The 24,990-nt window shown below is 55.3% G+C and carries 22 protein-coding genes; 15 read left to right on the forward strand and 7 right to left on the reverse strand.

What is annotated here, in order from left to right; genetic code table 11:
• Window positions 1-1,602: 1,602 nt before the first annotated feature.
• On the forward strand, window positions 1,603-3,030 hold the full coding sequence (locus tag K239x_RS10400) for a tyrosine-type recombinase/integrase (RefSeq protein ID WP_419189906.1): 1,428 nt from the start codon (window positions 1,603-1,605) through the stop codon (window positions 3,028-3,030).
• A 468-nt stretch (window positions 3,031-3,498) separates the two neighbouring features.
• Window positions 3,499-3,705, forward strand: a complete 207-nt coding sequence (locus K239x_RS10405; RefSeq protein ID WP_145417738.1) for a hypothetical protein — start codon at window positions 3,499-3,501, stop codon at window positions 3,703-3,705.
• 83 nt (window positions 3,706-3,788) lie between these two features.
• Here the strand turns inward: K239x_RS10405 and K239x_RS28455 are convergent, their stop codons facing one another.
• Complete coding sequence (locus K239x_RS28455; protein WP_419189907.1) at window positions 3,789-3,983, reverse strand: hypothetical protein; 195 nt, start codon at window positions 3,981-3,983, stop codon at window positions 3,789-3,791.
• 681 nt (window positions 3,984-4,664) lie between these two features.
• Between K239x_RS28455 and K239x_RS10410 the strand changes: the two genes are divergently transcribed.
• The 10 genes from K239x_RS10410 to K239x_RS10455 all read left to right on the forward strand — a co-directional run bounded on the left by K239x_RS10410 (window position 4,665) and on the right by K239x_RS10455 (window position 11,818).
• On the forward strand, window positions 4,665-5,153 hold the full coding sequence (locus K239x_RS10410) for an SMI1/KNR4 family protein (RefSeq protein ID WP_145417739.1): 489 nt from the start codon (window positions 4,665-4,667) through the stop codon (window positions 5,151-5,153).
• 693 nt (window positions 5,154-5,846) lie between these two features.
• Complete coding sequence (locus K239x_RS10415; RefSeq protein ID WP_145417740.1) at window positions 5,847-6,131, forward strand: DUF7660 family protein; 285 nt, start codon at window positions 5,847-5,849, stop codon at window positions 6,129-6,131.
• Between the two features lie 208 nt (window positions 6,132-6,339).
• Window positions 6,340-7,017 (forward strand): hypothetical protein, encoded by a 678-nt coding sequence (locus K239x_RS10420; protein ID WP_145417741.1) that lies wholly within the window; start codon window positions 6,340-6,342, stop codon window positions 7,015-7,017.
• A gap of 220 nt (window positions 7,018-7,237) precedes the next feature.
• A complete protein-coding gene (locus tag K239x_RS10425) occupies window positions 7,238-7,558 on the forward strand; it encodes a hypothetical protein (protein ID WP_145417742.1) in 321 nt (106 codons plus the stop codon).
• A 344-nt stretch (window positions 7,559-7,902) separates the two neighbouring features.
• The gene (locus K239x_RS10430) at window positions 7,903-8,109 is read left to right on the forward strand and encodes a hypothetical protein (RefSeq protein WP_145417738.1); all 207 of its coding nucleotides are present in this window, start codon (window positions 7,903-7,905) and stop codon (window positions 8,107-8,109) included.
• Between the two features lie 159 nt (window positions 8,110-8,268).
• Window positions 8,269-8,571: a hydrolase gene (locus tag K239x_RS10435; RefSeq protein WP_145417743.1), complete on the forward strand. Its 303-nt coding sequence runs from the start codon at window positions 8,269-8,271 to the stop codon at window positions 8,569-8,571.
• 760 nt (window positions 8,572-9,331) lie between these two features.
• On the forward strand, window positions 9,332-9,598 hold the full coding sequence (locus K239x_RS10440) for a hypothetical protein (protein ID WP_145417744.1): 267 nt from the start codon (window positions 9,332-9,334) through the stop codon (window positions 9,596-9,598).
• A gap of 237 nt (window positions 9,599-9,835) precedes the next feature.
• A complete protein-coding gene (locus tag K239x_RS10445; RefSeq protein ID WP_145417745.1) occupies window positions 9,836-10,081 on the forward strand; it encodes a hypothetical protein in 246 nt (81 codons plus the stop codon).
• 189 nt (window positions 10,082-10,270) lie between these two features.
• Window positions 10,271-11,167 carry a DMT family transporter gene (locus K239x_RS10450; RefSeq protein WP_419189908.1) on the forward strand — a complete coding sequence of 299 codons (897 nt, stop codon included), beginning with the start codon at window positions 10,271-10,273 and terminating at the stop codon, window positions 11,165-11,167.
• Window positions 11,168-11,473: 306 nt separating this feature from the next.
• Window positions 11,474-11,818, forward strand: coding sequence for a hypothetical protein (locus K239x_RS10455; protein ID WP_145417746.1), 345 nt, complete (start codon window positions 11,474-11,476; stop codon window positions 11,816-11,818).
• 440 nt (window positions 11,819-12,258) lie between these two features.
• Here K239x_RS10455 and K239x_RS10460 read toward each other — a convergent pair whose 3' ends face one another.
• Window positions 12,259-14,055, reverse strand: a complete 1,797-nt coding sequence (locus tag K239x_RS10460; protein ID WP_419189909.1) for an outer membrane protein assembly factor BamB family protein — start codon at window positions 14,053-14,055, stop codon at window positions 12,259-12,261.
• Window positions 14,056-14,463: 408 nt separating this feature from the next.
• Between K239x_RS10460 and K239x_RS10465 the strand changes: the two genes are divergently transcribed.
• The 3 genes from K239x_RS10465 to K239x_RS10475 all read left to right on the forward strand — a co-directional run bounded on the left by K239x_RS10465 (window position 14,464) and on the right by K239x_RS10475 (window position 16,803).
• Window positions 14,464-15,360: an AAA family ATPase gene (locus K239x_RS10465; protein WP_145422295.1), complete on the forward strand. Its 897-nt coding sequence runs from the start codon at window positions 14,464-14,466 to the stop codon at window positions 15,358-15,360.
• 102 nt (window positions 15,361-15,462) lie between these two features.
• Window positions 15,463-16,443 carry a Gfo/Idh/MocA family protein gene (locus tag K239x_RS10470; protein ID WP_145417748.1) on the forward strand — a complete coding sequence of 327 codons (981 nt, stop codon included), beginning with the start codon at window positions 15,463-15,465 and terminating at the stop codon, window positions 16,441-16,443.
• Window positions 16,444-16,455: 12 nt separating this feature from the next.
• Entirely contained in the window at window positions 16,456-16,803 is a 348-nt protein-coding gene (locus K239x_RS10475) for a P-II family nitrogen regulator (protein WP_145417749.1), read from the forward strand.
• Window positions 16,804-16,865: 62 nt separating this feature from the next.
• Here K239x_RS10475 and K239x_RS10480 read toward each other — a convergent pair whose 3' ends face one another.
• The 5 genes from K239x_RS10480 to flgK form a co-directional block, all read right to left on the reverse strand.
• The gene (locus K239x_RS10480; RefSeq protein WP_145417750.1) at window positions 16,866-18,647 is read right to left on the reverse strand and encodes a cation:proton antiporter domain-containing protein; all 1,782 of its coding nucleotides are present in this window, start codon (window positions 18,645-18,647) and stop codon (window positions 16,866-16,868) included.
• Between the two features lie 66 nt (window positions 18,648-18,713).
• Window positions 18,714-20,138 (reverse strand): arylsulfatase, encoded by a 1,425-nt coding sequence (locus tag K239x_RS10485; RefSeq protein ID WP_145417751.1) that lies wholly within the window; start codon window positions 20,136-20,138, stop codon window positions 18,714-18,716.
• A gap of 32 nt (window positions 20,139-20,170) precedes the next feature.
• A complete protein-coding gene (locus K239x_RS10490) occupies window positions 20,171-21,463 on the reverse strand; it encodes a class II aldolase/adducin family protein (RefSeq protein WP_145417752.1) in 1,293 nt (430 codons plus the stop codon).
• 95 nt (window positions 21,464-21,558) lie between these two features.
• Window positions 21,559-23,016: a flagellar hook-associated protein FlgL gene (flgL, locus tag K239x_RS10495; RefSeq protein WP_145417753.1), complete on the reverse strand. Its 1,458-nt coding sequence runs from the start codon at window positions 23,014-23,016 to the stop codon at window positions 21,559-21,561.
• Window positions 23,017-23,020: 4 nt separating this feature from the next.
• Window positions 23,021-24,988 (reverse strand): flagellar hook-associated protein FlgK, encoded by a 1,968-nt coding sequence (gene flgK, locus K239x_RS10500; protein ID WP_145417754.1) that lies wholly within the window; start codon window positions 24,986-24,988, stop codon window positions 23,021-23,023.
• Window positions 24,989-24,990 lie beyond the last annotated feature (2 nt).

Here is a 24,990-nt window from a genome sequence, read left to right on the forward strand (position 1 = left end):
GCCGTAGCTTAGTTGGCACATCCACAAGCAGGAGCTTCGCAGCCACAGCTAGGTGCGGCGAAGCCACATCCACCTGCACAGCCAGCAGCTTCACAGCCACATGATGGTTCAGCGTATCCGCCGCATCCACCAGCACAGCCAGCTACTTCGCAACCGCAAGATGGCTCAGCTGCACATCCGCAACCGCCACGCTTGCCGAAGATCTTACCCAGAAGGCCACAGCGTTTTGCTGGAGCACATCCGCTGTCGCAACCGCAAGGAGCAGCTACTTCACAGCCACAGCTAGGAGCAGCCATGCCACATCCGTCTGCACATCCGCCGCACGAAGAAACTTCGCAACCGCAAGATGGCTCAGCAGCACATCCACATCCACCACCACGCTTGCCGAACAATTTGCTCAACAAACCACATTTCTTAGGGGCACAGCCGCATCCGCTATCGCAGGTAGCAACTTCGCAACCACAGCTAGGTGCTGCTCCACATCCGCCCAAACATCCAGCTGACTCGCAGCCACATGAAGGTTCGGTGAAACAACCACCTGCACAACCGGCAGCTTCACAACCGCAAGATGGCTCTGCAGCACATCCTGAGTCACAACTGCTACCACACAACTTGCTGAAAAGGCCCGCTTGGGCATCAACATTGCTACAGACAACCAAAGCGACTGCCATCAAAGCAGGAACGAGTACACGACGCATCGTGGTATTCTCCAGGAACTAGTATTCGGAAGGTTCTTGCCAGCGTCAAAGTCTTTGCACTCCAAAAGGCTCTCGTCCCCTCGAAGCATTGCTTCGACCAGGCCTTGGGTCCGGGGATTAGCCGGGGGCCGATCGAAGTGCTGAACTTTGTCACCCACCAAGCAAAGTGCTCGGTGTTCAGGAATTGCTATCGTCGACGTTTGTCGTGTCTCGTTGCTTTTACCTTCCCTTTTCCAAAACACGCGTTCGTTTGCCTGTCAGTCGTGACAGCAGTACCGCGTGTTCCGATCAGTACGATTACGCCGCGCGCGGTTGTGACAATGTTGACTCCTTTTCCAGGTGTGCCATGACGTACCCCCGAACGACGTTGGGTCGTAACGATGGCCGGGGTCGCCCGGGGGATTTGATCGTCGCCCTCGATGCGATTTCAAGTCGCGATCGCGCGACTGCATTTGCTTTGCCGCTCACTACTTCGTAATCCGGCAATGCCGTACCCGCCGCTTCAGCGTTTACGGGGCGTTCATTGAATGCCTGGTGTCCTGTTGCCGGGCGCTGTTGTCCTGTTGCTGGTGTCCTGTTGCAGGGGGACTGTTGCAGGGGGACTGTTCGTCGCTGAATCGTGGTGGAACCGTCAGCCGAACGGCGTCCGCGAAACATATGGCCGCGAAGCTCGCTATGGCCGGCCTCGATGATTGCTCCCGTCATGCCGCATGGTCCATCGAGCTAGTCCTGGTTTTCTGGCAGCGCTAGCATTAGCAGTTTGTTGCTCGCTAGCACTACAGCTAGTCAAACCAATGCCAGGCAATCCGAAATGTGGAAAAGACTTGGCCGAAAAAAATTGTCCCCGATACTGTTGGCTCTCCCGGGGATGACCACTGCCTACCTGCCCAGCGAAGCAACGACCATGGCCACCAAATTCCGTTTGACGCGTTCTCAAGCCAATCCGGTTCACCTGTACCCTAACAAAGAACCGTACCGCCTCGCTGCAGGCCGATCTCATCCCAAAGACGCGGTCGAAGATCGTTTCGCCGACGCGATGGCCATGATCGCTCTGGACAAGCAGCAGCCCACTCCTGCCCTTTTTCTGAAGACCTTTGCTCGAGAAATCAAGATCCGCGGCTATGCCGCGCCCACGATCAGTAGCTACACCACTGCCGTTCGCTCGATTCTCCGCTGGTTTGGTCGTGCACCTCACTTGCTGTCCCGCGAACACGTCAAAAACTATCTGGAATACCTCTTCGACGGTGGGCGCAGCCCGTCGGACATCAGTGTCCAATTGGTCGCGATCCGCAATGCCTGGGACAAATTTTGCTTTCGCGATGTCACGCTTGGCCTCGCCACGCCCCGGCGACAACGAAAGAAGATTGTCGTGCTCAGTCGCGATGAAGTGCGCCGCATTCTGCAAGCCGCGCCTTCCCTGCGCGATACCCTTCTAATCGGCCTGATGTACGGATCGGGAATGCGAGTCAGTGAATTGGCTCGCTTGCGTTGGCGAGACATCGATCTGGATCGCAATCAGATTTTTATCTCGCAAGGAAAAGGAAACGCAGACCGTCATGTCCAGTTACCACGCCAGTACCGCCAAATCCTGTGTCGGCTGGGTAGCCAGCAGCCTGGTAATCAGTATGTCTTTCCCACCCAGTCACGGTCGGATCACCGCGTCGATCGTCACTTGAGTCCGCGGACTGTCCAGCGAGTTGTTTGCAACGCATGTGATCTGGCAGGCATTAAGAAACGCGTCACGCCTCATTCCTTTCGCCACGCCTTTGCGACTCATTCGTTCGAGGACGGTTGCGATATCCGTCGTATTCAAACGGTCCTGGGCCATGTTTGTATCGAAACGACCACTCTGTACATCGCTTCGGCAAAACAGCGGACGGATTTTCAAAGTCCGCTGGATCGCTTGGCCGACGCGTCCGGCGACAACCTGTCTGTGATGCCCCTTCGGTCGCCCATTCAATCCTCCCGCCAATCTTCCCGTTGTTCACCCCATCAATCCGGCGTCGCAAATCCAAAGCAACCCGCCCCCAGGGTTGGTCGACTCCGGATTCATACCCGTCGCGACCCCACCGTATCCGATGCTCAGTACGCGCAATCGCGGCGCACCCAGGTCACGGTCGAAGTCACGGGGCACGGCCGCCGCGACTTTCTGCTCGGAGCAACCGCAGAAATCCCTCGCAGCGGTTTTGCCACCATCACCCTACCCCCGAGCGAATCCTGGGCCGACACGATCGAAAAGTTGCCCGCGTCCATTCAGAAACGAATGGGCCAAGTTAGCTTTTATCAATTGTTGCAAAAAGCGATCACCGCGAAGTTACTAGCCACCGATTAGCGCGGGGGCATGACACCAAAGCCGCCGGCGGCCTGACGGGGCAAGTTCCAATCCACATCATTGCCAAACAGGCATTTGATTCGGAGTGACTCTTCCCGTTAGTTCGGTTGTCCAGCGCAGCAGTACCGATTCAGGGCCCCGTTCTCGGTGGCTTCTCTAATTCACTGCGCCTCAGCAGCAGCAAAGCCCTTTCAGTGCTCGCACCTACGTCCAACGCATGCATGCCAGTCATCGCAAAAGCTTGAAAAGCAACTCATCAGCCGCTAAAACAAGTAGCAAATGCGACAGCTATTACCACTAATCTGGCGGGGTTGTCGCATAAAAACATGTTGTGCGGACTCATCAAATCCAGTGGTTGACCAACTTCGCATATCGCATGAGGACTACCTTGACCTCGTTCGGGAGATCCACAAACTCCCGCGCCAACGTGAAACCATCTGTCTCGACTGCAAAACGACGTTCTCGTATTTGACACTCGACACATACGTCAAGTGCCCGCACTGTGGTCGCCAAACGAAGACTCGGTCGTTCGGTGGCTACAACGAACCGCAAGACGTGATTGAAGCCGTGCTGGCATGGCTCGGTGACGGCCCTGCGTTTGACGAACTGATGCGACGCCGAAACGAGTTCTTTGATCGGGAACTGCTCGATGAATCGCTGGACGATGACGACTGATTGTCCGCCGCACAACATGGTTTTTACGCTAGGCCTACGGCACACCGCTGTCGTTTGTTCAGGGCGCCATCCGGTGGTAGAATCTACTCTTGTTGAAACTTGACTGGCATCGCAACGGCGGTGTCGTAAAAACCTTCCGTTGTGCGGCCCGAGATCACCTCGATTGTTGGCTTGTTTTTTTGGTTTTGGTTTGCTTGCTTTCTTGTTTGCTTTCTAACTCCTTCAGAATCACAACTTTTCCAGAGGATGTAAAATAAAGCCCGGTCAGAGCCGGGCATCAAACAGGTGCAATAGAGTGGTGTACCTGAGCTGCGATTTCATTGCCGCCAGCTTGCCCTAGCGTCCCCTGAGCTGCCACGTCCCTCCGCTCAAGCCGCTACGGGCCGGTGTCAGCTCAGGCACCGACGCTTGCGGGAATGGGCTGACGCGGCGGCAGCTTCGCCAGCTCCAGTGTTTTGCCTAGATTAGCACAACATGGTTTTAACGCTGAGGCCTCCCGGCACGCCTCCTAACGAGCTTTGTTCATTGCCCCTCTGGATACGCTCTTTCTCTGCTAGACTCTGTTACGCTTCGCTCTGGACGGCGTCGTTAAAACCTTCCGTTAGGCGATGCTGGCGTTAGTTGCTGGCCGGTGTCACGGTAGTACCGCGGGGATTGAACCACAGAGACACGGAGGGTCACAGAGTATATGCTCGCGTCCCACAACGACTCTGTGTTTCTCTGTGCCTCTGTGGTTCAATCATTACGCTGGATGATCGGTCCCCGCCGCATTCGTCGCGATGGATGCAATGTCGTGGTCTCAACGCAACGCCTAACATGGTTTTTACGCTAGGCCTTCGGCACACCTTCGCTTGTTTGGCAACGGGAGCAGGCATTGGTACACTTTTTCGTGATTCAAACATCGCTCGCTTCGTTCAGGGCGGTGTCGTAAAAACCTCCCGTTAGCGGACATAGAACAAATGGAGTTCGACGCTTTTCGCCAGTTCGTCGAATCCAACATCGACTGGTTTCGCGGGCGGCTTCCTGAAACGGAGTCCACACTGGCGCGATACGAGGCTGACCTTGGATGCAGGCTTCCAGCCTCAATCAAGTGGCTGCTCTCGACCCACGGCTATTGGCATGCAACCGGCATTCCAAATCTCAATGAATCGGTGGCGCTGACCTTGGAGTTGCGGCAATCAATCACGCTGCCTAACCACTTCGTTATTCTCGCTGATCACAGCGACGGCGGCGTAGTCGTGCTCGATTCATCATCGCCAACGCTGGATGGCGAATTCACGATCCATGACGTCGATGCCACGGCACTGCACGGACTCGATTCACAACCACTCGCACCTGATATCTTCTACAATTCGTTCGGTCGCTATGCTGAATCCGTGTTGGAATCCCAGCGGTCAATAATTGCCCCGCCTGATGTTACGTATGATCCACTCGCGTTTGGCGATTGACACGTTTTCGCCGATTCCATGTCCGCTAACATGGTTTTTACGCTAGGCCTTCGGCACACCTTCGCTTGTTTGGCAACGGGCGCTGGCATTGGTACAATTTCTCGTGATTCAAACTCCACCGCTTCGATTGGGGCGGTGTCGTAAAAACCTTCCGTTATGCGGCCTAAGCTCGATTGAACTCCGACCCATACCGTAGTCCAGCGTCCACGCCGGACGACTCTGTCGCCGCGCCCACTTCCAAACGTGGCTCACGCCTCATCCGATTCACGCTCTACGGACACTTGCTAGCGGTTGCCCTGACCGCAATCGCTGTAGCGCACGACTCAGCCGCGTGGCTGTGGTCCGATCGGTGGGAACCGATCCTCGAACTCCTGCTCTTGGTCGGCCTCCTCGCGTTTCTCGTCTGCCCTGCCGTGCTGCTTTTCGCTGTGTTGCGATCGTCGCTTTCGCCCGTCCGGCGAGTTCTCGTGCTATGCCTTGATGGCGGGATCGCGTTCGCGCACTATATTGCCATTCTGCCCACAGTGCAGTAGTTGACGGCCGCATAACATGGTTTTTACGCTAGGCCTCCGGCACACCTTCCGCGTTTGGCCACGCGGGCTGGCCTTGGTACAATCTTCCGTCGTTCAGACATCGTTCGCTTCGTTCAGGGCGGTGTCGTAAAAACCTTCCGTTGTGGGACGCTAGCCGAAATTGCCTGACACGTTTGAACTCCTCGAAGCTGTTCACGACCACGAAACGTTCGTTGCATTCGTGATGGCGCTCGCCGCTGAACGTGAGGCTGCTGCCAGAATTGAGGCAGGCAATCCTGAACGCCACATGCTCGACGGCGCGCACGGTTGGGCCAATGGTGACATCCCGGCGTTCCTTGAGGCGGCGTGTGAATTCTTCGCGTCGGTGCCGGACGGTGAATCTGTCCCCGATCCAAGCTGGAAGGTGTTCGCGGAAATCCTTTGGTGCGGTAAAATCATCGAATGATGCGCGGACGCCTTGCGTATCTTCTCAAATGGACACATTTCTGGTCGTTCCCGCGTCCCACAACATGGTTTTTACGCTGAGGCCCTTCGGGCACACCTTCGCTCTTTGGCAACGATCGCTGGCTTTGGTACAATTCTCGTAGTTCAGGCATCGTTCGCTTCGTTCAGGGCGGTGTCGTAAAAACCTTCCGTTAGGCGTCGCAGGTCAAATGTTGCCGCAACCTCAATCTGACCTTTGGACCGCGTACCTCAAAACGGAAACTCTCTACCTTCGCTCTGAGCGAAATGCAGCGCTCGAATGCTTTCTCGGCTCGTTCGCGACACTTCCCCAGCAAATCCAACACGAATGGGCACTTCAGTTCGTAACCGAACCCGACCTGCAAGACGTTACCATTCGCATGCCGCTCTTTCGCCGTGTGCTTCTCCCTCAGTTGCGATCTGCGGTGGACGACCGCATCCCACGTTGTGCGCACTGGCTTTCCCGACATGCCCATCTAATCTACAAATGTCACGACGCTATCCCTGACCTGCCTGATACCTACACGGAACATGGTTTGCTTCTCACAGCGATTGACCACGAACCCAACGATGACATAGCCCGTCACCGACTCGTTGAACTAATCTCATCCCACATGGATTACACGCTGCACGAATTGCCATCGGGCGTGCTGTACGGTCACGACGGCGCAACGATCCCGCAATGCGAAGAAATGCTCGCCGCTTTGGATGATTTCGTCGGTCACGTCAATCGACTTGGTCTGACAGACGATTATGCGGACCTCATTTCTGACTGCCGATCTCACTACAGATCCTACGCGATCTACTTGGCTGACCCTCGCGGTGCGTCCTCCTACGCCGAGTTTCTCTCGCAGTTCAGCGACGCCTAACATGGTTTTTACGCAAGGCCACGGCTTCGTCCTTGGAGCATCGTTTGGCTTGCCACATTTGTTCTCTTCGTTGTCGCGTTTTGGTTTGCGACGCCGTGGACACCGCCTCTTTGGCAACGTGGATTCTTTTTGGTAAACTGTTTAGTGTTGCGACGCTTTTTGACTTCGGAGAGAAGCGGTGTCGTAAAAACCTTCCGTTGGGCGACCTAACCGAGTTGAGATGGACACCGCTCGCAAAGACGCATATCGCTATCTGCTCTACTGGGCAATGCTCGACATTCGCGGTATCGCTTGGCATCGGTTCCAATGGTGGCGTCCGTTCCGGTTCATTGCGCACCTTCGTCACGTACGTCGCGCCGGAAACATCGCCGACGCAATGCACAATCTCGCACAACATGCCGCTCTTGATTTCGACCGGTTTGATGAGGCGACGTTCTGGGATGCTCTCGACTACGCGCATTCGCAATCGCCGTTGGTTGACCCTTCTCGCTACCGTCAATTGTTCGATGACCGGCTTGCTGAACTCTCGAACTCAAGCTGACGGTCGCCCAACATGGTTTTTACGCTAGGCCGCTCTCGGTTGGAGAATCGCTTGGCCATGAACGCCGATCGCTTCGTTGACGTTTTTCTCCGATGGAGACAGCGGCACACCCTCGCTCTTTGTTCAAGCGACGTCCACTTGGTACAATAGATCGTGATGCGACATCTTTCGGTTCCGCTGGGACGGGTGTCGTAAAAACCTTCCGTTGTGCGGACTCATCAAATCCAGTGGTTGACCAACTTCGCATATCGCATGAGGACTACCTTGACCTCGTTCGGGAGATCCACAAACTCCCGCGCCAACGTGAAACCATCTGTCTCGACTGCAAAACGACGTTCTCGTATTTGACACTCGACACATACGTCAAGTGCCCGCACTGTGGTCGCCAAACGAAGACTCGGTCGTTCGGTGGCTACAACGAACCGCAAGACGTGATTGAAGCCGTGCTGGCATGGCTCGGTGACGGCCCTGCGTTTGACGAACTGATGCGACGCCGAAACGAGTTCTTTGATCGGGAACTGCTCGATGAATCGCTGGACGATGACGACTGATTGTCCGCCGCACAACATGGTTTTTACGCTAGGCCTACGGCACACCGCTGTCGTTTGTTCAGGGCGCCATCCGGTGGTAGAATCTACTCTTGTTGAAACTTGACTGGCATCGCAACGGCGGTGTCGTAAAAACCTTCCGTTATGTGACCGAGGCGCTCGTTGGATCGTAAACGCGTAATCTACATTGACGTCGATGACACGTTGATCCGCACTGTTGGCACCACGCAGATTCCCATGCCCGCCAGCGCGGACTACGTGCGCCGGATGCACTCGGTCGGACACGAACTCTACTGCTGGTCGCGCGGCGGTGGCGACTATTCGCGTGACGTCGCTACATCGCTCGGGATTGTGGACTGTTTCGTTGCGTTCTTGCCCAAACCGGACGTCTGCCTTGACGATCGCGGCGACAAACTGCTCGACTATTGTGACGTGATCCTGCCGTCAAACGCTGCGAACCACTGACCGAAGCCAATGCTCGACCCATGCTCGCGGTCACATAACATGGTTTTTACGCTAGGCCTTCGGCACACCTTCGTTGGTAGGCAACGTGCGCGGGCATTCGTACAATCTTTCGTGATTCTTACATCGCTCGCTTCGTTTAGGGCGGTGTCGTAAAAACCTTCCGTTGTACGGCCCTACCATGGATAGCGTCCTATACACTCGCGACGAAATCGCGGCGTTGCCTGACGACGCTTGGCCGCAGCGGGGCGTCTACTGCCAGAAATGCCGCCAATTCATCCCGTAGTTCGTTGACGTGACCGATTCCGATATCGAGCGCCTCTCAGATGCCCACATGGGCGCTCGCATGAAGTTCGTCCGTGACGCCACTGGTTGCTCACCACGCTGGGCCAAGATTTGGGCGCTGCATCGCGACGGCGGGCACGACACCGCGCCGTGCCCTGAATGCGGCGAGCCACTGCGAACCGAACTCGCCAAACAGTGCCTCGCTTGCGGCGCTGATTGGCATTGATACCGTGCTGCCGCTCCACCGGGCCGTACAACATGGTTCTTACGCTAGGCCTTCGGCACACCTTCGTTCGTTTGGCAACGGGCGTTGGCATTGGTACAATTTCTCGTGATTCAAACTCCACCGCTTCGTTTAGGGCGGTGGCGTAAAAACCTTCCGTTAGGCGTCCGCAGGTTGACCGAGAATCCATACGAATCGCCAACGGCTTCAGTTTCAACCGCTCCGCGACGACGCTCGTTTCGTCGTTACGCAGTCGTGACGACTACAACCATTGCGTGCTGGCTGGTCGCGACTGCCCTGCTTTTCCTGCTTGGCGTGCTGATCTTTGCGGATGGCAATGTTTCGTTTGAATACTCGCCGTCACCAACGATTACTGCACCGCTTGGCGATCCGACTATTTCAACGCACCTCTTTTACATCAACACATTCGGTGCCATCTTGCTTTGGTGCGCTGCTGTCGCGCTGACGCTTGCGGCCGTCAATGGATTTATCGCGTTCCGGCGGGGCAAAGCGGACGCCTAACATGGTTTTTACGCAAGGCCACGGCTTCGCCATTGGAGCATCGCTTGGCTTGCCATGGTGATTCGCTCCGTTGTCGCGTTTTCATTTGCAACGCCGTGGACACCGCCTCTTTGGTAACGCGGTTTCTTTTTGGTAAACTGTTTTGTGTTGCGACGCTTAATGCCTTCGGAGAGAAGCGGTGTCGTAAAAACCTTCCGTTATGTGACCTACCGTAAGCGCATCGCGACGGAATGCACAATGAAGTTCACACTGCAATTGCTGGCCGTGACTGGGTTGGCGCCCATCATGCTGGCTGGATGTTCGTCGCCCGCCTCGCAAGCGTCGCCTGAGTCCGTCCGCGACCCGCTTGGGATCGACCAGGCGGTCAATGACTACTACTTTCCCAACGGTGTCCCTGCCGCAAATGGCGACTCTGAATCTGCTGCAAATGATACTGAGGCTGATGGTGCCGCAGACTCGTCCGCAATGGACGATCTGCCGTAGGTTGCCGGTCACATAACATGGTTTTTACGCTAGGCCTCCGGCACACCTTCTATGGTTGGTCACGCAGGCTGGCATTGGTACAAATTCTAGCGATTCAAACATCGCTCGCTGCGTTCAGGGCGTTGGCGTAAAAAAATTCCGTTAGCTGCATCCGGTTATTGCCTGATTGAGAGATCGGATGGAAAAGACGTGTTCACGAAAATTGGGAACGACGATCGAAGCAACTTGATTGGATCGATCTGGATGGTCATCTCCATGGCCGCTTTCGCAGTCGAAGACACGTTTGTCAAAACTGCCGCCGAGATGCTTCCCGTTGGCCAGATACTGATTGTGTTCGGTTTGGGGGGACTGTTTCTTTTTGCCTGCATCGCAAAGCTAAACAAAGACCGACTGTTCGCTCCGGATGCATTCTCTCCAACGATGCGTGTCCGGATGCTGTTCGAGATTGCCGGCCGACTGTTTTACGTTCTCGCGATTTCGTTGACTCCCCTGTCTGCAACGATGGTGATCCTGCAGGCAACCCCGTTGGTCGTGATTTTGGGAGCCGCGATAGTCTTTCGCGAAAAGGTGGGGTTAAGACGATGGATCGCTGTTTTTGTGGGGCTAATAGGCGTTGTCATCGTGGTCGGCCCCGGCACGGATAGTTTTTCGGTGCTTTCGGTTCTGGGAGTGATTGGGCTATTGGGTTTTGCGGGGCGCGACTTGGCTAGCCGAGTTGCACCCATCACGGTTAGCACTTCGATGCTGGGGTTCTATGGATTTGTATCCGTTTTTGTTGCTGGCGTTCTGTTCGCTGCTTGGGAACGGGCTGCCTTTGTCTGGCCCGATGTCGAAGTTGCCCTCTGCCTAGTTGGTTCCGTGCTGGTGGGAGTGGCTGCCTATGCGTCCTTGATGAAAGCCATGCGCACTGGCGAAGTGTCTGCGGTAACTCCCTTTAGATATACGCGTTTGCTCTTCGGAATCGGCTTTGGCGTTTTGCTATTTGGTGAACTCTTGAGCATTCAAATGCTGATTGGATCGGGGCTGATTGTTGTCTCTGGTTTGTGCATACTCTGGAAGAAAAGATCTGCAGCAGCGACAGCTTAGTGATATTGATTGACTGTTTCTTTCGTCGCTCATTTTGATGATGCGCTGTCCAGTCGTCGTCGCATCTTGACGCCGCGTTTGCGGAGGCATCCAGCCTGGATTTTGCGCAAGGTCGCGGCTTTGTCGTGAGGACGTCTTTGGGTTCACGGCGTCTATTGCTCCGGGCACGTTCCATTGGGGCAAGCCCGTTATTGCCTTTGGTTTTTGGCGACGGGGGTTCGCCTTGGTATCATCTTTCGTAGTTCAATGCCGTACTTTTGGGTTGCGAAGCGGTGGCGTCTTACTTTCGATTGTGCAGGTTTACTGATGATCCGATCTGACAATCCGTACAATCCGCCTGGCTCTGTAGTGGGCACCCTTGAACCCGCGTCGCTTTCTTCCTTTCCGCGCGGTTTCCTCAGCCTGCAAGTTGCCGTTGCCGTTTTCTGCGTTGTCGTAGGTTTATCGGAATCCAATGACACTCTGCACTGGGCTCAGGCGTTAGTTCCGTTGGTCTACCTTTTTGCACCGTTTCTATTGGTGTCGCCTCTGATTCTGCTTGGATTATGCACGGTACGCCGCATAGATTGTCGGCGTTTCACGATTGCGTTCGTCGCGTCGGTCGGACTTAGCTTCGTCGGCTTTCTGGGCACGCTCCCGCTGGTGCAATGAGCCGCACGGCATGGTTCGAATGCAGAGGCGGCAAATGCACTTTGCATTGGTTCAATCTCTGAAGAAGCGTAACGCGTGTCTCTTGTTGTCATCGTTTGGCGTGTCATCAGCGGAAGAGCGAAAACCGTCGCCGGCAGCCTGCGACCGACAGGGAGGCCCTGCGTCAGTGTTTCGATGATCAATTGGCCTCGCATTCGACGCGTTCAAGCTGACGATTGTGATGTTCAATCGCGCTGGCTAAAACGAAAGCGATGGCTGCTCGAAGTGATCCGGGATCGAAGTTCGTCGTTTTGGTAGACGTCGATTTGCACTGGCGGCAAATCGTTTCACGGGATGCCGAGACCAGAGATAAGGTCGAGGTTCAGTCGACCTAGGGTTGCTATTGTGTGTGCCAAATCAAAAGAAAATTGAGGAGCAGGAATAGGATGCGTTGTGATTTTTTAGTCCTGCGAAGGTGGTTCGTTCTGCGGCGAATCCATTTGCCGTGCGGGCAGCAGGTAGCAGATGGCTTGGCGGTCGTTTCGCACTAGCAAGTGTCGGCCTGCGACGGTGGGGATGTTCCATGTTTTTGATTGCAACGCTTCGAGTCGGCCGAGTTCACGGTATTCGTCGGCATCTGCGGCAGCAAACACGACATCACCGGGTTCCGATTGGGCCACCAAGACATCGTCGATCAGGACAACCTGGCCTTGCCCAAAGCGTTCGCGGCGCGATTGGCTCCAAAGTGGTTTGCCTGTGCGGAGGTCGGCGGCTTGCAGAGTTCCATTGCTGAGTCCGTAACCGATTTGATCTCGAACACAGGTGTGGTTGAACTTCGTTTTTAAAACTCGGTTGGACGTCCAGATGGCTTCGGTCGTCATTTCGTCGGACTTCGAACGGTTGACCTGGAAGACACCGCTGCCACCTCCGTAGCCTTTACCGATGACGAACCGGTCGCCGCCGATGGGAATCACGGAGGCACAGTTGGCGTTGGTGCTAGTGGACCCGGGCCAGGGCACCGACCACAGCGTTTCGCCCGATGCAGGAGCGTGTCCTGTGATCGTTTTTTCGTTGACGGACACAAGCTGCGGTTGATCTGCTAGCGTTAGCAACATAGGCGACGCATAAGCAAACTGGTCACGACCAGCTTTCCATTTGACATCGCCGGTGTTGCTGTCGAGGGCGATCAGGCTTTTGCTGGTTGGCGTCATCCCTTGATCATCGATCGACGCAGGATCCACGGGACCGCCAAAGCTGACGACGACCATGTTCGATTCTTTCAGGACTAACGGTGACGATGCGTGTCCCCAGGGAGCGGCGGACAAAAATTCTTCCGCCGACCATTGGGCTTCTGTGAGAAAGTCTTTGGTCCAAATTCGTTCGCCGGTTTGGAGGTCCAATACGCGAAGCAGGCCCATTGCCCCCATCGCGTAGACTTTGCCGTCGGAGATTGCGGGCGTTGATCGTGGGCCAACGCCGCCGAGTGGATTTTCGTGTCGGGCTTCGTGTCGATCGATCCATAGCAATTCGCCGTCTGCGATACGGTAGCAAGTGACGCACTCCCATTGCTCGCGTTGTTCCAGCGTGACGGCGCGGTCTTGATGCACTGCAAAAGACGACCAACCATCGCCGATGGGTTGGTCCCAAAGAACTTGCGTGTCCGAGTTGTTTGTGGGAACAGCGAAGAGGCGTTCGGAAACGACGCCAGTTCGATTGGGGCCTAGGAATTGCGGCGAGTCGGCGAGTGCGAACGTTTCGGGGCCACGGTCGGTCGGCGCAGCTTGGGTTTCATCGAGGGGGGATTCTTGCCACCGGCCGCGAGCGTCTGATCCGAATCGCCAGCTGTACTGCGGCCACATTTCTCCGCTGAACCCTTGGAATTCAAATGCCGCGACAGACGCTCCGATGAGGCCGAGTGAAATCATCGGAACCAAAAAACGCTGTCCTCGCGACCGGGCCATGCGGTGAAAGGCGACGAGGCAAAACAAAGCCACTACTGCCATCGCCAGGATCTGGATCATGTTGGCGTTCTGGTAGTCCAAATGAGCGACGTACCACCGGGCGTACGCCATTGCTGCTCCGGCCAACACGCCGACGATCAGAAGTCCGCGGTACGGAAATTTGATGGCTTTCGTCTGCTTGGTGTCCGTCGATGGTGACACGTTCGATCCTGAACCGTCTGAATGCGCACCGCCGCCATCGGTGTTGGACTCAGGTGGGGTGGGGGATTCTGCTGAAAGCGGTGGATTGTCGGACACGAATGTTATTTTCGTTTGAGTCTGAAGTTCGGCAAGGTTCGTGCGATCACGTGAGACCGATGGAAGCATTCTGGCGGCCCTGGTAGCATAGCGATACGCCACGGACGGATCATTATGCTGTGGAATAGTGAGCCGCGGAATATGCGTGGCTGATTGACGGCGCGTCAGTGTGAATAGGCATTGGGTGGCGTTCCACTGCGTCGTGAATTGACGATTGGGCGTCCACGTTCGATGGCGTTTGGGTTCGCAATTCTGTCGGAGTAGCCGTCCGGTTAACTGGACGATCCGTGGCAATTCGTATTATTCGCACCGACCGATTTCTTCTTGGTCGTCGCAAGCAAAATTATCGGAACTTTGGTAATCATGTCGCAGCAAGCATTCACGACCGCTCGCTTGCTGCGTGACAATATGGAACAAGTCGTGTTGGGAAAACGCGACGTGGTGCAGTTGATTGTGATTGCATTGCTGGCGGGCGAACATGTGCTGTTGGAAGACGTGCCGGGAGTCGGAAAGACACTGGCGGCCAAGGCTTTAGCGAACAGCATCGATGGGCAGTTTGCACGTTTGCAGTTTACGCCGGATCTGCTCCCAAGCGACATCGTTGGCAGCATGATCTATCGCAGTGATTCCAGTGAGTTCCATTTTAGCCCGGGCCCCATTTTTGCGAATGTTGTCTTGGCTGATGAAATCAACCGTGCTCCACCACGCACGCAGTCAGCGTTGTTGGAAGCGATGAGTGAGGGCCAAGTATCGATTGACGGGACCACTCATTTGTTACCGGATCCGTTCATTGTGGTGGCCACGCAGAATCCGTACGAATACGAAGGCACGTATGCATTGCCAGAGAGCCAGATGGATCGATTCCTGCTGCGTACTTCGATCGGGTACCCTGACCGTGAAAATGAACGCCGGGTGATGGAAACGCATCGCCGCGGCGAGCCGGTTGATGAACTGAATCGTTGCGTGTCGTCCGCCGACATTAAACTGGCTCAGCAAGAAGTGCGGAGCGTGAAGTTTGCCGACAAGCTGGTCGAATACCTTTTGGAGATTGTCGATGCCACGCGTCGCCATGACGGTTTTCGCATCGGCGTCAGCACTCGGGCCGCTCTCAGCTATTACCGCGGATGTCAGGCCAGGGCAGTCACTTGCGAGCGAGAGTTTGTCACGCCGGACGATATCAAGCAGCTTGCCGTTCCGGTTCTTGCCCACCGCATTCTTAGTTCCGGTGTTCTGCTGGGATCGGATCGCGGCGGCGTTGAACGTCAAATCAGAGAACTGCTGGAACAAATACCGGTTCCGGTTTAGCGTGGCATTGCAATAGTTTTAGCGGGACGTGTCGAAGTAGATGGGCCCAACCAAAGTGTTTGGTTCGCAGAACGTGTTTTTTAAACAGGAAAAGATTGCTGAATGTCTGTTCGTTTCGGGATCATCGGTACGGGGCGAATCACACGTCGACTGGTGGCTGATCTTCAGTCGACCGACAATGTTTCTGTTTCAGCGATCGCAAGTCGAACAGATGAACGTGCTCGCTGGTATGCCGATCAATATGGGATCGCCAATGCGGTCACAGGTTATCAAGAGCTGATCGACCGAGACGATGTGGATGCGGTTTACATTTCTTTGCCGCCATCGTTGCATAAGGAATGGTCGATTGCGGCGGCGAATGCGTCCAAGCACATTTTGTGCGAAAAACCGCTTGCGTTGACCACCGACGAAGCGACGCAGATCGATCAAGCCGCCAAAGCGAATCAGGTTCGGTGGCTTGATGCAACCGCTTGGCTGCATCACGGTCGGACGCAGGCGATTGCCAGTGCGATTGCCGATGGGCGGTTGGGCAAGGTGGGCCACATCAGCGCGGCGGTTTCGTTTTTTCAGCCGTTCCAATCGGGAGACCATCGCTTGGATGCCAGTCTGGGCGGAGGATGCCTGCTGGATTTGGCGTGGTATGCCGGAGGGCTGATCCGTTTTGCAGCGAAGGGTTTGCCGACGAAGGTTTTTGCCAGTGCGATCGACGACAGTGAGATCGGCAGCGGCGTGCCGCAACGCGTGACCGCGATGCTGTGGTTTGATGACAACGTCACAGCAACATTGTCGTGCGGATACGATACCGCGACTCGCAAATGGTTTGAAATCGCTGGCAGTGCTGCGTCGGTCGTTTGCGATGATTTTACGCGTCCTTGGGCTGACAAGCCGGCTCGGTGCTGGATCCATGCTGCGTCGGGAGATGTCCAGCAGTTAGCCTACGAAGGAAATCAGGAGCAAGAGATGATCCTTCGTTTGATCGGAGACAGTCCTTTGGATTCTCTGCAATGCCAAGCGATCGACACGCACCGCATCCTGGATGCCCTGGCGGAGTCCATCCGTTTGGGCGAACCGGTGAGCGTTTAGGAGACCCATGCCATGAAAATGATCACAGCTATCATCCAACCGACCAAACTGTCCAGTGTTCGCGATGCGTTACACAGCAAGGGAATTACGGGGATCACAGTCTGCGACGCCATGGGCTATGGACGTCAGCACGGGCGAATGGCCAGTTTCCGTGGCAACGAGTATCGGATCGATCTGCTACGCAAAGTTGCACTCGAAATTATTGCCAACGAAGACGACGTCGAAACGGTTCTAAACGTGATTCGCGAAACCGCGCTGACCGGTTCGGAAGGCGTCATCGGGGACGGCAAAATTTTTGTCGTCCCGGTCGTTGATGTGATCGACATCGGCAAACGCACCAGCGGACCCAATGCCATTTAGCGACAATCGCAAGCGTTCGCAGTCGCGCTGCGGCGGATCGTTGCCTAGCTGTTGCCTGGTTGCTATCTGGCTTTGCGTTTGATGGAAACTTCGTTTTCGCGAAGTCCCGCCTGCTCGGCGGCATCTTCCAGGAAGTAGTTCAGGTCAGCTTGTTCGTCCGCGTGTAGCACATCGTAGGCGTGGGCGGGGCTGTGCGCGTGATAGAGTTGTTCGGCCAGGTTTGTATCGCGAGTGATCGCGGTCGCAAATGCCGCCAGGACTTGCAGGTGGCGTTTGCGTTCCAATTGTGGCGTTGCCAGCAGCAGGACAGCGTGAATGCGACGGCCGTCTGGGGCATCGAAATCGAGGCCTTGGCTACTGATTCCCAGGACGCCTTTAATTTCGTCGCCGTCGTCCAAGATCGCGTGCGGAATCATCAGGCCACGCCCCAAGCAGGTTGTCTGGTCGGCATCGCGACGCAACACCATCTGCACGAACTCTTCCTGCGGAATGGTCATGCCAGATGTTGAATACAATTGGTCCGCCAATTGCCGGATGGTCGCTTCGGGGGCACTCCCGGTCAGCCCGACGGTGATGCGATGTTCTTGAAGGAAATCCAGTAGCCTAGCGCGGTCCTTGTGGCTTTCGCCAGAACGGATCAGCGAAAATCTTGTGGCGCTGGGCCCCAACAATTGGTTGATCGCTAGTGCGGATAATCCCACTGTATTAACCAGTACTTTGATCTCGTCGCTAAACCCCGAACCGTCTTCGGCGACCAACAGGATCAGTCCGACCGCGACGCCCCCGTGCGGCAGCAAGGCAATGCCCAGATAGTTGCGGACACTTTGGGTCATGCCTGCCAGGGTCATGGCGGCATACGCACTCACGCATTTGCCGATCAATCGAGCAACAAAGTACAGCACCACCAGTGCAACAGCATGCGGTACCAACCCGAAATCCAAACGCATTCCCGCAAAAGTAAAGAACAGCGCAAACAGTGCCCCGCTAATCGTTTGCAGATACGCTTCGCAGGAACGCACCAGGTCATGCCGCAAATTGGTGACGACAATTCCCGCGAACGTACACGCAAGGATTCCGCCGGATGTGCCGAATCCTGCCGCTAGCCCCCATGACGCCAGCACGACGGCGACCATCGTCGGTCCCAGAAACGCCGGGCTGACGAACGTCCGCGTCAAACCGATTGCAATCAGCGCACACGCCGTTCCGATCACCAGCGTCACGGCAAACTGAATGCAGACGCTTTGGAATGCGTGCAGCCAGCCACTTTGGTCGCCCAGCACCGTGGTAACAAAAACGAATATCGCGACGGCGACCATGTCGATCAATCCGATTGCGGCCAGGAGGGTTCGCGTCAAAATACCGCGCGAACGTGCTTCTTGGATCACCAGCACCGTGGTTCCCGGAGCACCTGCGATCGCGATTGCGGCCAATAATACAGCGGGGTGTTTGGTCATCGATTCGCCACCAGGCAGCAGCGGCCCAATAAAGTACAAAGCGATCCCGACGATCAGCGGAGTGACCAGCGCTTCGCCCAGCAGCAACAGTCCGATACGTTTGCCGGTGTTTCGCAGTGACGCAAAATACAGGGTTGCGCCAACCGTAAACGCAATGAAGCCCAACACGAAGTGCATGTACGGCAAAAAGCGATCAAGTGCTTTTGCATCAAGGCCTGTGTCCATCCCGGGCAGAGCGATCTGCCGCAGCAAAATGCCTGTCGCGATCCATCCGGTCACCTTGGGCAGTTTGATTGCGGCGAAAATCTCGCCGCCAATGATGCCAGCCACCAGAACGGTGGCCATATTTAGCAACGGGTCATCGAAGTGCAGATCGCCAAAGAGGAACATCGTGTCCTAAAAAGTATGAGTTGCGTTTGGCTGTCAAACGCATGCGGCGTCGTTGGCATCTGCTATTTAGTTTGCACTTGTCGAGCGGCTTTTCTTTTTGCTTTCGTGGTGAAAAAGCGGAAACGTTTCACTGGGGATTCTCGCCGAGTCCATCAGTGCCGTTAGCTCCGCTACCAGTTCTGGCATTTTCGACGACAGATCATTCGCTTCGGCCAAATCACTTTTCAAGTTGTAGAGCTCGACGGGCGAGGGTTGTTTGCGACCGACATTGGTTTGCACCAATTTCCAATCGCCTCGTCGTAACGCACGCTTGCCACCCTGTTCGCTAAACTCCCAATACAAATGATCGTGCTGTTCCTGGTCCGCTGTTTGATTCAACAAGGTGGGTAGGTAGCTGATTCCGTCTAGGCCTTCGGGCAGTTGCGTGTCGACTAGTTCGGCCATGGTCGGCATTAAGTCTTGAAAACCGGAGACATGATCGGTTGCCGTCCCCGGAGCGATTTTGCCGGGCCAGCGAGCGATCATCGGTGTGATGATGCCGCCTTCGTAGAGATCACGTTTGATTCCGCGATAAGGTCCGTTGCTGTCAAAAAAATCTGGATCCGCGCCGCCCGCCGATGTCGCTCCGTTGTCACTGCAGAAAATCACCAGCGTCTTTTTGTCTAATTCAAGCTCGCTTAGCAAAGCCATGATCGTCCCGATGTCACGGTCCAACCGAGTAATCATGCCGGCAAACGTTGCATGCGGAAACTTTTCGTGCCGGTAGTGTTGCCCGTTTGGTCTTCCGTAAGGTGTCTCGGGTTCCAATTTGCCCATGTACGGCTGTTTGGAGTCGTTGGGAACATCCAAGTCGACGTGCGGAATGGTGTAGGGCAGGTACAAAAAGAATGGTTTGGACTGATTGGCTTGAATGAACTGGAGCGCTTCATGGGTCATCAGGTCATGGCTGTAGTGGGTTCGCTGCTGAGGGTTGTCGGGATAGAAAACCTTGCTGCCATCTTTCCACAGAAATTCGGGGTAATAATGGTGAGCGTTGCGTTGGCTGAGGTAACCAAAGTAGTGATCGAAACCTTGTTTCCATGGGGCGCCACTGCTGTCCGCCGATCCCAGTCCCCATTTTCCCATGGCGCCGGTGACGTAGCCGGCCTGCTTCATGATTTCAGCAACCGTCACATCGTCATCCAAAAGAGATGCGCTCTTGTTGCCTCGGACTCGTGTGTGCCCGGTGTGCAAACCCGTCATCAAGACGCTTCGTGAGGGCGCGCACACGGTGCTGCCGCTGTAGTGCTGAGTGAACCGAAGGCCTTGTGCCGCCAATTGGTCGACGTTGGGCGTTTGAATGATCTTTCCACCGTAGCATCCAAAGTCGCCGATACCGGCGTCGTCCGCCATGATGTAGATCACATTGGGATTTCGGTTTTCTGCGACCGATAAACTGGTCGCGACGAAGGTCACGGCGATCGACAAAGTGCAGAGCAAGAAAAGGCGCATGGTGTTAATCTCAGTTGGTCTTGTTCAGTTACCTATTTCAAATCAAACGCTGCGCAGAGTTCGTTAATCACACTTTGCGGCATCGCGGAAACTTCTCCAATTGCTTTGGCATTGATCACGGCTTCGGCGGTGGATTCGAGCACTTCGAGTCGATCAAATGCATCCAGGACCGTTGTTCCCGTCACGACGACGCCGTCATTTTGCAGCAGAGCGGCTGGCGTTTTTTCTGAGACCCAATCGGCGATCGCGCCGTCATTTTGGTATTGGACACCGTAGGGAGCACGTTGAACATCACGCAGGAAAACGTAGCTTTCGGGGATGGTTCGGACATCCAGCGGAATTTCCGTCACACTAAATGCCGTCGCATTGACTGGGTGTGCAAAAACGATCGCCTGAACTGACGGATGCTTGTCGTAGATGGCTTGGTGGGCCCGCGCGGCTCGGCTAGCCAATTTGCCTGCTTCGCGATCGTCGCCCGAAACGAGAACGATGTCGCCTGCACGAAGCAGTTCTCGATCGCGCTGGGTCGGAGTGATCAAAAACGAATTCGCGTCCAATCGAGCCGAAAAACTTCCTTCCGTACTAATCAGCAGTCGTTGTCGACAGCCACGACGGACAAATTCGCACAATTGCCTCCGCAGTTCTTGTTCGGTACCGGTGGCGACGCCGGGCTGGAAAGAATCGAATTCGACACTGCGATGCATCGCAAGTTCCAGTTGGGTGTCGTCCAAATATTGCACTTCTCCAATTTGGTTTGCTTGAATCAAGGTCTTACCGGCGAATTCAAACGCTTCAAACCGCTTGAAAGCTTGTGGCAGCGAATCGCCACCGACCACGACGCCGTGATTTTCCAGAATGACGCCGTCGCATCCTTGAGCGAATGTATCGGCGATGTTCGTTCCTAGTTCCTTGGTGCCGGGGCAGGCGTAGGGTGCGAACCCAAGTTTGCCGCAGACGCTGTAGGCTTGGTGAAACAGTCGCGAATTGGGTGTCTGGCGACAGATGCTAAACGCGACCAGGGCGACCGGGTGCGCGTGAACGATCGAAAGAATGTCCGGTCGCGCTTCATAGATCGCTTTGTGAAACGGAAATTCGGAAGACGGCGGATGAAGTCCATCGACGGTCCCGTCCGCACGAACGCAAACGATGTCTTTGCGAGTCAAATTGCCTTTGTCCACGCGTGCTGGCGAAATCCAGATATCGCCCGCAGAATCCCGAATCGACAGGTTGCCGCCCGAGGTGGTTGTCATCCGGTAACGATAGATGCGATCCATCGTCCGCATGATATCGTCGCGTGGGTGGGTCAAATTGCGCGCGTCTGACATAGCAACGGTACTCAGTAAAGGTGAGAAACCGTAGCATTGTAGATGATGTTGCTAGTTAGAAATACGCCGACTGATATTTTGTGAATCGACGGACGTTAGCGTAGAAAGTCCAAAAGGTTCAAGGACGTCAAACGTCCTGTCACGGCGTAAGTGTATTGAAGCAGGTTCTGCGAATTCTCCATCCGCAACACCGAATCGGGGATATCGGTCGCCTGGACTTCGCTGATCTGGGTTTCGACGCTTAACATGAGATCGTCGACTCGATTTCCAAGTGTTTCGATTGTCCGAAGCGACGTGGCCTGTTCTCCCATCATCGAAAAAGCATTCTTGCCAATTGTTTCTAGGTCACCGAGTCGTCGGCTGAGCGAATCAGCAACTTGTTTGCCGTCAAGTCCGCGGGAGTTTCGCAAGTCGGCGGATAGGTCAAAGAGAACTTGAAAGGCGTCGGAGGTTCCCGTGAACTCCAGTTGTTCATCGCCAGCGAGCGCGATGTTGGTCGAATCGATCGTGACCGCGTTGCCGCTGACACTGTCTTGGACAACTTGGCTGGACGAAAAATCAATCGGGATCTCGGTCACGCCGCCATCGACACTGAGCCGGCCAGTTGATTCGATGTCGACTGTTCCGCTGAAGCCCGCGGCGATATTGCTGGCGTCGACGAAAATCGTTTCGCCATTGCTGCCTTTGATTTCCAGGTTCGTGTCGGCGTTGGTAAAGGCAACGGGATCGCGCCCATTAAGGCTAATGGTTCCTGCACTGCCGTCGCCAGCGGTATCGACGATTGTGAGGGTGTGTTTACCGGCAGCGCCGATGATCGTATCGGAGCTAGCCGAACTTGCTCCCGCTTGAATGCCTGAAGCGCCCGCGAAGGTGGTGGTGTCATGCGTCACTTGGAGCTTCGCACGACCTCGCAGCGTATCGGTGCCAGCTCCGGGTTGGGCGCCCGTTTGACCGATCATGACTGTTTCGCCCCTGCCGCGACTGCCAAAGACATCGAGCCCGCTGTAGTAGGTGTCGATGGCAATCGAGTCGCCCACACTGGCGCGGCTGCGCTGCTTTGATCCGTTGTACGTCACGCCCAGGCCATCGTTTACATTACTGGGATCGGTAAAGACAAACGGTGGGTCCTTGGATTGGGTGCCGCCATAGAGGTAGCGATCATTGAACTGCGCTAGGCCGATACTTTTGAGCGAGTTGAGTAACCCGTCGACTTCCAGGGCCAAAGCGGTTCGCTCGTCATCATCAAGCGACTGGATTCCTTGCTGGGTCAGATTCTTGGCGTGCGTAATCACATCACTAAAGTCTTGGATCTGACTGACACTGGCATTAAGCAACGATTCGGTGTGATCAATCGAAGTGCGGTCGGCGCTGAGTTCCGTGTACCGGGTCTTGAGTGAAGTCACCTGTCGAAAAGCGATGGGTTCTTCCGACGGACGTTGAAATCGGAGTCCCGATGAAATCTGCTCCTGAAATTTCAGAAGGTTCGCATTGTGCGTCGCAGAAAAATGGATCGCGCGCTGAGTGTACGAAAATGATGAAACACGAGTGGTCATGACGTTACCTGAAGATCGAGAAGAGTTCGTCAAGAATCTCGTCAGTCACTTGAATGACGCGAGCGGCCGCTTCGTACGATTTCTGAAACTGCTGCAAATAAACCATCTCTTCGTTCAAATCGACGCCGGAATACGCGCCCTGCTCTTGCTCCAGCCGTAGTTCCAGAGAATGCAGGCTGGTGCTGAGCGACTGACTTGTGTTGACTTGGAAACCGATCTCAATGGTCACTTCGTTGATAAACTCGGTGAACGTTAAGTCGCCTGGCAGTGCCTTGAGGTTCTCGAGATCACCAAAGCGAAAGAGGTTGGTCGTGTCGGCTGCGTCGCCTGACTTTCCAGAGGCAAATCGTTCGTGGTTCTGAGAAATCTGTGTGTCGACGTCGATGGTCTTGGCATTGACGCCACTGAAAAACGAGTTGATTCCCAGAGCAGCGAGAATGCCGGTTTCGTCGGGCTGTTTTGTTAGTCGCGTTTGAAATTGGTCGCCAGTATTGACGCTGCCTCGCGAGAGCGAAACGCTCAGTCCGTCGCCGGTGTCGATCGCGGTTCCGGCTTCATAGCCGTTGCCAATGTTGACTTCGTTGACCAGCGTGCCGCTATCGTCGTAGATGTTCAGAAACAGATTGTCGGAAATACCTACTTCGCCGGAGCCGACAATGGCGAACGATCGATCTTGGGTATCGACGCCAGTGTAGTCGCCTGAAAACGTCGGCACGCTGGTTCCAGTAAAACTGTCCAACGCCGGGCGGGTTTCAATGCTTCCGGTGAAATCAAACGTGACGCCTTCGGCAGAGTACAGCTGAAGCTGATTGGTCGTCAGGTTCACCGATGCACTCAGATCGGTAATCCCCGCCAACTTGGCGGCTACGTCTTCCAGGCTGTCGACGGCAGGATCGATCGAAATGGTTTCGTTGCGCCGTGTTCCATCGGTCTCAATGATCGAAACCGTTAGATCACCAGCGCTGATTGGAAAGACGGTGCTGGTCTGGTTCAGCGGTAGATTGGATTCGCCGACGACGCGTGATCCAATCAGATTGCGAAACGGACCGTCGCTGCCGACTCCGGTGGCATGGACCGAATCGACTTCACGAACCAGCCCTGTCGCAATGTCGTCCAGCTTTTGTTCGTACTTGGGGATCGTCGAATTGTAGATCTCAAAGAGAGCGGCTAGTCGACCGCCTTCGAGTTGTACCGAGCGATCCGAATCGTCCATCTGCAATGCCAATTCGCCATCGGCAGGTTCAGTCAATGAGAACTGATTCGCTTCGCTGGTCTGTTGGATCGCGACCGTACCGATTCGCAAATTCAGTTCGCCACTGTTGTAATCGTTTCGGGTAATCCCAACGATCTTTGCGATTTTGTTTAGCAGTGCGTCGCGAGCATCTAGTTCAGCGTTCGGCTGAGCGCCCTGAGCTGTCAATTCTTGGATTTTGACGTTGAGGTCACTAAGGGTGATCATCTCTTGGTTCAGGATTTCGATCTCCTGCGTGATCTGGAACTCGACTGCACTTTTCAGGTCCTCCAGTTGGCCGGAAGTTTGTCGCAAGACTCCCGCCAGGCGGCTGCCCGATTCGATCACGGCGGACCTTTGGGCGGGTTCGTCGGGTGATGCGGTCAGCTTGGAGATTTCGCCAAAGAACTGGTCCAGTTCTTCGCCCAGCGAAGCGGATCCGTTCAGAAACGATGCTTCGATCTGTTTTTCTAGCTCCAACAATTGGTCAACGTGACTGACATCGGCAATTACGTCCGTCAACGACGATTCGGTAATGCGATTGCGCACTCGTTCGATGTAGTTGACCTTTACACCCGCGCCGGTGCGAATGCCACCCCTGTCATTTGACGGCAACGCCTCTAGGTGAGTCGTCTGGCGATGGTAACCCTCCGTGTTCGCATTGGCGATGTTATTGGAGATGACTTCCAGCGCGTGTTGGCTGGAACGCAGCGCGGACAGACCGAGTGAGAAATCGGGCATGA

The organism is Stieleria marina (assembly GCA_007741555.1).
Taxonomy (GTDB): Bacteria; Planctomycetota; Planctomycetia; order Pirellulales; family Pirellulaceae; genus K23-9.

Coding starts and splice junctions, on each gene's coding strand:
- K239x_RS10485 (WP_145417751.1), bottom strand. CDS start 20,138: ATGCGCCTTTTCTTGCTCTGCACTTTGTCGATCGCCGTGACCTTCGTC.
- flgK (WP_145417754.1), bottom strand. CDS start 24,988: ATGCCCGATTTCTCACTCGGTCTGTCCGCGCTGCGTTCCAGCCAACAC.
- K239x_RS10480 (WP_145417750.1), bottom strand. CDS start 18,647: ATGTTCCTCTTTGGCGATCTGCACTTCGATGACCCGTTGCTAAATATG.
- K239x_RS10445 (WP_145417745.1), top strand. CDS start 9,836: ATGAAGTTCACACTGCAATTGCTGGCCGTGACTGGGTTGGCGCCCATC.
- K239x_RS10465 (WP_145422295.1), top strand. CDS start 14,464: ATGGAACAAGTCGTGTTGGGAAAACGCGACGTGGTGCAGTTGATTGTG.
- K239x_RS10475 (WP_145417749.1), top strand. CDS start 16,456: ATGAAAATGATCACAGCTATCATCCAACCGACCAAACTGTCCAGTGTT.
- K239x_RS10490 (WP_145417752.1), bottom strand. CDS start 21,463: ATGTCAGACGCGCGCAATTTGACCCACCCACGCGACGATATCATGCGG.
- K239x_RS10420 (WP_145417741.1), top strand. CDS start 6,340: ATGTTGCCGCAACCTCAATCTGACCTTTGGACCGCGTACCTCAAAACG.
- K239x_RS28455 (WP_419189907.1), bottom strand. CDS start 3,983: ATGCCCGGCTCTGACCGGGCTTTATTTTACATCCTCTGGAAAAGTTGT.
- flgL (WP_145417753.1), bottom strand. CDS start 23,016: ATGACCACTCGTGTTTCATCATTTTCGTACACTCAGCGCGCGATCCAT.
- K239x_RS10400 (WP_419189906.1), top strand. CDS start 1,603: ATGGCCACCAAATTCCGTTTGACGCGTTCTCAAGCCAATCCGGTTCAC.
- K239x_RS10470 (WP_145417748.1), top strand. CDS start 15,463: ATGTCTGTTCGTTTCGGGATCATCGGTACGGGGCGAATCACACGTCGA.
- K239x_RS10455 (WP_145417746.1), top strand. CDS start 11,474: ATGATCCGATCTGACAATCCGTACAATCCGCCTGGCTCTGTAGTGGGC.
- K239x_RS10410 (WP_145417739.1), top strand. CDS start 4,665: ATGGAGTTCGACGCTTTTCGCCAGTTCGTCGAATCCAACATCGACTGG.
- K239x_RS10425 (WP_145417742.1), top strand. CDS start 7,238: ATGGACACCGCTCGCAAAGACGCATATCGCTATCTGCTCTACTGGGCA.